The organism is Streptomyces phyllanthi (assembly GCF_009377205.1).
Taxonomy (GTDB): domain Bacteria; phylum Actinomycetota; class Actinomycetes; order Streptomycetales; family Streptomycetaceae; genus Streptomyces; species Streptomyces phyllanthi.
Map to the genome: position 1 here is coordinate 1 of NZ_VJZE01000482.1, position 6,734 is coordinate 6,734.

The 6,734-nt window shown below is 68.7% G+C and carries 4 protein-coding genes and 1 pseudogene; 3 read left to right on the top strand and 2 right to left on the bottom strand.

The window, feature by feature from the left end; translation table 11 throughout:
• Positions 1-47 precede the first annotated feature (47 nt).
• Both FNH04_RS38695 and FNH04_RS38700 read left to right on the top strand, forming a co-directional pair.
• Complete coding sequence (locus FNH04_RS38695) at positions 48-2,126, top strand: pectinesterase family protein (RefSeq protein ID WP_152790621.1); 2,079 nt, start codon at positions 48-50, stop codon at positions 2,124-2,126.
• 163 nt (positions 2,127-2,289) lie between these two features.
• Positions 2,290-2,937: a Uma2 family endonuclease gene (locus FNH04_RS38700; RefSeq protein WP_228031858.1), complete on the top strand. Its 648-nt coding sequence runs from the start codon at positions 2,290-2,292 to the stop codon at positions 2,935-2,937.
• Between the two features lie 88 nt (positions 2,938-3,025).
• Here FNH04_RS38700 and FNH04_RS38705 read toward each other — a convergent pair whose 3' ends face one another.
• Complete coding sequence (locus FNH04_RS38705; RefSeq protein WP_152790623.1) at positions 3,026-4,300, bottom strand: DUF2993 domain-containing protein; 1,275 nt, start codon at positions 4,298-4,300, stop codon at positions 3,026-3,028.
• 159 nt (positions 4,301-4,459) lie between these two features.
• Positions 4,460-6,268 (bottom strand): bifunctional metallophosphatase/5'-nucleotidase, encoded by a 1,809-nt coding sequence (locus FNH04_RS38710; protein ID WP_152790625.1) that lies wholly within the window; start codon positions 6,266-6,268, stop codon positions 4,460-4,462.
• 309 nt (positions 6,269-6,577) lie between these two features.
• Between FNH04_RS38710 and FNH04_RS38715 the strand changes: the two are divergent.
• Positions 6,578-6,734: pseudogene (locus FNH04_RS38715) on the top strand (mycothiol synthase); the annotation flags it as partial.

Here is a 6,734-nt window from a genome sequence, read left to right on the forward strand (position 1 = left end):
CCCCTCGGGGCCCCTTCCCCCTCGTATGGAACGGACGGAACCCGCGCATGACTGAGATCCGCGGCAAGGCACGACACCGCAGGCGGCGTACGGCCGTGGTGGCCGGAGTCCCGCTGGCCCTGGCCGCCGCCGGAGCCATGGCCTACGGCAACGGGCTCGGACTCTTCGGTGAGGACGCGCAGCAGACCGCGTCCGCCGCGACGGCCGCCCCCGCATGGGCCGATGACGTGGCGGACGGGTTCGCCTCCGTCAACGCCAAGGGGCAGAACGGCACTTACGGTGGACGGGGCGGCAAGACCGTCACCGTGAAGACGCTCGCGGACCTGGAGAAGTACGCGACCGCCGCCGAGCCGTACGTCATCGTCGTGGCCGCGACCATCAACATGAACCCGGTCGGGAAGGAGATCAAGGTCGCCTCCGACAAGACGATCGTGGGCCAGGGAACGGCCGGGCACATCGTCGGCGGCGGGTTCTTCCTCGGCCAGGGCGTGCACAACGTGATCATCAGGAACCTGACGATCCGTGACTCGTACCAGGGCACCTGGAACGACAAGGACCACGACTTCGACGCCATCCAGATGGACGGCGCCCACCACGTGTGGATCGACCACAACGACCTGCGGCACATGGCCGACGGGCTCATCGACAGCCGCAAGGACACCACCAATGTGACGGTGTCCTGGAACAAGCTGAGCAACAACAACAAGACCTTCGGCATCGGCTGGACCGAGAACGTCACCGCCGATCTCACGATCCACCACAACTGGTTCCGCGAGACCGAGCAGCGCAACCCGTCCACCGACAACGCCGCCCACGCGCACCTCTACAACAACTACCTGGAGGACGTCTCGGGCACGAGCATCAACTCCTCCTACGGCAACTACTCTCGCGGCAGGACGAAGATGGTCCTGGAGAACAGCTACTTCCAGGGCATGAAGAACCCCGTCCAGAAGGACAGCACCGCCGCCGTCGTGCAGCGCGGGAACGTCTTCTCCGGCACCAGCGGGCGCAACGAGAGCGGTGGCACGGCCTTCGACCCGAAGTCGTACTACAGCTACACGCTCGACAAGGCCGCCGACGTCCCGGCGCTGCTGAAGTCCGGTGCGGGGCCGCGGAGTTCGATCGGTACGGCGAGTACGACGGGTACGGAGGACACGAAGGCCGCAGCCGCCACCACCCTCACTGTCGCCAAGGACGGCAGCGGCCAGTACACCAGCGTCCAGAAGGCCGTCGACGCCGTCCCCGCGAACAACCCCTCCCGCGTCGTCATCGCCGTCAAGCCCGGCACGTACCGCGAGGTCGTCAAGGTCCCGGCGAACAAGCCGCACGTCACCATCCAGGGCACCGGCGGCAGCCGCAAGGACACCGTCATCGTGTACGGCAACGCGGCCGGGATGCAGAAGCCGGACGGCTCCGGCACCTACGGCACCCCGGGCAGCGCCACCGTCAGCATCCAGTCCGACGACTCCCAGGTCCGCAACCTCACCGTCACCAACGACTTCGACGAGGCCAAGCACCAGGACATCGCCAACCAGGCGGTGGCGCTGCTGACGTCCGCCGACAGGATCGTCCTCGACAGTCTCATCATCAACGGCGACCAGGACACCCTGGAGCTGGAGACCGCCGCCAAGGACAAGCTCGGCCGCGTCTACGTCACCAACTCCTACATCACGGGCAACGTCGACTTCATCTTCGGCCGGGCGACGGTCGTGATCGACAAGTCGGTCATCACGCTGAAGAAGCGCTGGAACGGCACCTCGGCCGGCTACGTGACCGCCCCGAGCACCCCCGCCGACCGCAAGGGCATCCTGATCAACCGCTCCACCATCAACGGCGACGTGTCCGCGGCCTCCTTCCACCTCGGCCGCAACTGGCACCCGGGCGGTGACACGACCGTCGATCCGCAGACCACGGTCCGCAACTCCACGCTGAGCGCCGCGATCAAGTCCACGCCGTGGTCCGACATGGGCGGCTTCTCGTGGAAGGACGACCGGTTCGCCGAGTACAAGAACACCGGCCCCGGCTCCGGCAGCGCGAGCAGCAACCGCCCGCAGCTCACCGACGCCCAGGCCACGGGCCAGGAGGTCGCGGACTGGCTGGGCAACTGGACCCCGACGGCTTCCTGACCTCGGGTGTTGCTCGCGTCGGGCGGCGGCGGATCGTTCCGCCGCCGCCCGATCGGGTGATCGGACGACATTTCCCCTGGTCAGACTCAAGGCGGCACCTACCGTGATCGCGTTGCTTGTGCCGCGAGCACGCCCGGCCCACACTTGAGGAGGAGGTGCCACCTTGACCGCTCTCGCCCATGAGAGGCCCAAGACCATGTCCGAGGCCCAGGCTGAACTCTCGAACGAACCCGACCTGGACGAGGTCCTGTGGCAGGCATGGAAGGCCATGGAACTCCCCGAGGGCTACCGCGCTGAGATCATCGAGGGAGCCATCGAGGTGTCGCCCACCGGTCGCCTTACCCACGCCCAGATCACGAACCGCGTACGGCGGGCGCTGGACAGATTCCTGGACGGCGGCGAGCACGCGTGCCACCAGGACACCAACGTCATCCACAAACGCAAGGGGTGGATTCCTGACGCCTTCGTCGCCCCCGAAGACCTGGAGCCGCATGCCGACGAGGAAGGGCTGGGGGTGAAGGCCTCCGCCATTCTTCTCGTCGTCGAAGTCGTCTCCCCCGGCAAGCGCAACCAGGACCGCGACCGCGTCGCCAAGCGCCGCGAGTACGCCCGCGCAGGCATCCCCGTCTACGTGATCATCGACGACTACGACGGCCAGGGCGCCGTCACCCTCCTCACCGGTCCCCGCCCCGACAAGGCCGACTGGGAGGACATCCACCGCGTCCCGTACGGCACCGAGGTCACCATCCCCGAAGGCCCCGCCAAGGGCTTTGTGATCGGAGAGGCGATCACCGGCCCCAAGCGGGGCTGAGGCAGGTGTGCGGGCATGCGGCAGACGTCAGAGCCGCGCGCCGCGCACCTCAGTGGCGAGCGCGCGACCGCGTCACCGCCCGACCGCGTCACCGCCCGACCGCCAGCCCCGTACCGCTGAGGCTCACCCGGATCCCGTCCTCCTCGACGCGTACGTCCCGCAGCCGTACCTCTCCCTCCTGCGGCTTCGGCAGGCTGAACCCGAGGGAGAGGCGGTCGGCGAGGACCGGGCGGGTGAGGCCGGTGAGGGCGTCGAAGAGGGCGGGGTCGACGCCGAGCAGGCGCTGGAGGACCTCGGGGTTGTCGGCGGCGACATCGATGAGGTTGAGGTCCATGGCCTGACGGGCGAAGCGGTCCGAGCCGGTCAGTTCGGCCAGCCGGGTGTCGTCCTGGAGCGCCGCCCGCACGGCCGGCTCCGGAACACCGAGACGGTCCACGATGGACGGAACCGACAGCAGTTCCCTCGCCTTGCGGGTCTCCTTGGCGAGGAGCCCCGCCGCCTTCGGGGTGAGATGGAGGCCGTCGGACCGCCCCGCGCCCGGCCGGTACGTCGCCAGTTCCCCTATGTCCAGGCGCATTCCGTCGATGTCGGTGGCGATACCGCGCTCGCCCTCACGGCGGATCCGGGCGTCCGCGCGGACCTTGAGGTCGTAGCCGGCCACGGGCAGCGTGCCGCGCGCCCGCACCTCGTCACGGCCATGGCCGGTGAACGTCACCTGGGAGGCGCCGAGTTCGCGGTTCAGGTCGTCGAAGGAGAGCAGTACCTCGCCGTCCAGCTCGGGAATCGCGGCACCGCGCACGGACGTGAGCCCGTCGGTGTCGAGCTTTACGTTCTTCGCCGTCGCCGACACCTTCGCCAGCGACACCCGGTCCGCCGCCACGTCCGGCACGGTCAGCGTCACCGAGTCCAGCCGGTCGTCGGCGAGCTGGGTGACAAAGGGGAAGCCCTCGATGCCGACCTCGGGGGCCGCGCTCAGGTCCAGCTGGTTCTTCAGCGCCTCGCCCGCCTTGTGCTCGGCGTAGAGCACCGCCCAGCGGTCGCCGAGGACGAGGAACGCGGAGAGCCCGACGACGAGAACGAGTGCCTTCAGGGCCAGGGGAAGCCCGGCGAAACGTTTTCGCCGACGACGGGCACCGCTCCGGTGGTTGGGTGGTGTCCAGTCGTCGGCTTCATGTCCGGGATCGGACTCGGCGTCGGCGTCGGCGTCGGTCGTCGCGGTCCCGGTCCCGGTCCCGGTCGCGGTTTCGGCGGGCCCGGTCTCGTCCTCCTGGAAGAACTCCTCCAGCGGTCCGTCGTCCAGAGCGCCCAGCTCGTCGTAGGGGTTCGGGCGGGGATGCGTCGGTATGTCGTGGGGGGTACGCATCACCTCATCCCACCACGCGCCCCGCCCCCACTCGCAAGTCGGTCCGGTGACAAGGGAGATAGCTCACGGTTCCCCGCGCCGTTGAACGCGGCGCGGGGAATCCGCATCTCTACTGGTTTCTACCGCTCTACCGCTCTACCGCTCTACTGCTCTACTGCTCTACTGGTTCACGACCGTGATCCGGTTCGCCGCCGGAGGCGTGATCGGGCTCGCGGCCGAGGAGTTGGCCAGCAGGTACTTCTCCAGCGCGGCCAGGTCGTCCCCGCCCACCAGGTCGTTCGTGCCCTGGCCCAGCGTGGTGAACCCGTCGCCGCCGCCCGCGAGGAAGCTGTTCGTCGCGACACGGTAGGTGGCCGCCAGGTCGATGGCGGAGCCGTTCAGCCTGATCGAGTCGGTGACCACACGGTCGGCACCCGACTTGGTCAGGTCCAGCGTGTACGTCAGACCCGCCGAGACCTGGAGGATCTTCGGCGCGGCGGTGTTGGACCCGCTCACCTGCTCCTTGAGCACCTGGATGAGCTGGGCACCCGTGAAGTCCTGCAGATTGACCGTGTTGGCGAACGGCTGGACCGTGAAGGCCTCCCCGTACGTCACCACGCCGTCGCCCTCGGAGCCCTTGGCCGCGTACGTCAACGGGGCCCGGATACCACCGGGGTTCATCAGCGCGAGGTCGGTCCCGGCGTCCAGCTCCTTGCCGTACGCGAGCTGCGCGTCGGCGATGAGGTCACCCAGCGGGGACTCGCTGCCGATGTTGTTGATGTCGGCCGAGACGTAGCCGATGGGACGGTTGCCGATCGGAGCGGCGAGCGCGTTCCACCGGGTGATCAGCTCGGTCATGTCGGGCGCCTTGGGGACGTCCCGGGTGACCACGTGGTTCGCGGACTCGACGGCCGTACGGGCGATGTCGCCGGTCCAGCGGTCGTACGTCAGCGTGGTGTCGGTGTAGAGGCGGCCGAAGGACGCGGCCGAGGTGACCGTGCGCGGCTTGCCCGCCGGGTCGTTGATCGTGCAGGCGTACGCGGTGTGCGTGTGGCCGGTGACCAGGGCGTCGACCTTCGGCGTGATGTTCTTGGCGATGTCGACGATCGGGCCGGAGATACCGTCACCGGCGCCCGGCGAGTCGCAGTCGTAGTTGTACGCCGTCGAGGCCGGGAACCCGCCCTCGTGGATCAGCGCCACGACCGACTTCACGCCCTGGCGCTCCAGCTCCTTGGCGTACTTGTTGATCGTCTCGACCTCGTCCTTGAACTTCAGGCCCTTGATGCCCTCGGCGGAGACGATGTCCGGGGTGCCCTCCAGGGTCACACCGATGAAGCCGATCTTGACGTCCCTCTTCTGCCACACCCAGTAGGGCTTGAGAATCGGCTTGCCGGACTTCTCGTTGACGACGTTCGCCGCGAGGTACGGGAACTCGGCGCCCGTGAACTTCTCGCCCCCGTAGCAGCCGTCGGTCGGGTGGCAGCCGCCCTTCTGCAGCCGGGCCAGCTCCTTGGCGCCCTCGTCGAACTCGTGGTTGCCGACGCTCGTCACATCGAGGTCCAGCTTGTTCAGCGCCTCGATGGTGGGCTCGTCGTGGAAGAGGCCCGAGATCAGCGGGGAGGCACCGACCATGTCACCGCCGGCCGCGGTGACGGAGAACTTCTGGCCCTCGCGCGCCTTGCGCAGGTGCGTGGCCAGGTACTCGACACCACCGGCGTCGATGGTCTTGGTGGTCCCGTCCTCATGCACCTCCGTCACCCGGCCGGAAGAGCCCGCGGGCGGCTCGAGGTTGCCGTGCAGGTCGTTGAACGACAGCAGCTGCACGTCCTGGTAGCGGTTCGGCAGCGGGTGGCCGGGCTTGGTCTTCGCCTCACCGGCCGAGGCCGGGATCGCGGCGGCGAGGGCGCCGACGGTGGCGATGCCGGCGGCCACGGCGAGGATGCGGTGCGTACGGCGTCTGCGGCTATGCGCATGGGGTGTGGCTGACATGTGCCCCCCTGTGAGTCGAGTGAGAAACAGGCCCCGTCGGCCCGAAGCGTAGGGTCAACGCGCGTAGCGCGACAGGGGGTTCATGGTTACGACTGGATTGCCGTCGAGGATGATCCACCACAAAGGCCGCACATACCGCCTCTGAACGGACCGCGAGGGACGGCACCCCCTTAAGGGCGGGGGGAACCGCGCGACAAGCCACAAACAAGCCGCAGTCCCGCAACCACCACAACCACCCCGCCCGGCCGAGCACGCCGCACCCCCGCCAAGCGCTTCGCCAGGAACCCCACGCGCCGTAACCTCATACCCATGACCAGCCACGACACCGCCCCCACCGGCGGAGCCCGAAGCATCGAAAGCCTGGACGCGCTCACCCCCGCCCAGACCGAGACCGTGCTCGCCCTGCTCGCGGAGGCCGCCCGGACCGACGGGCAGCAGGCGGTGTCCGAGCAGGGCCGCCTCCAAC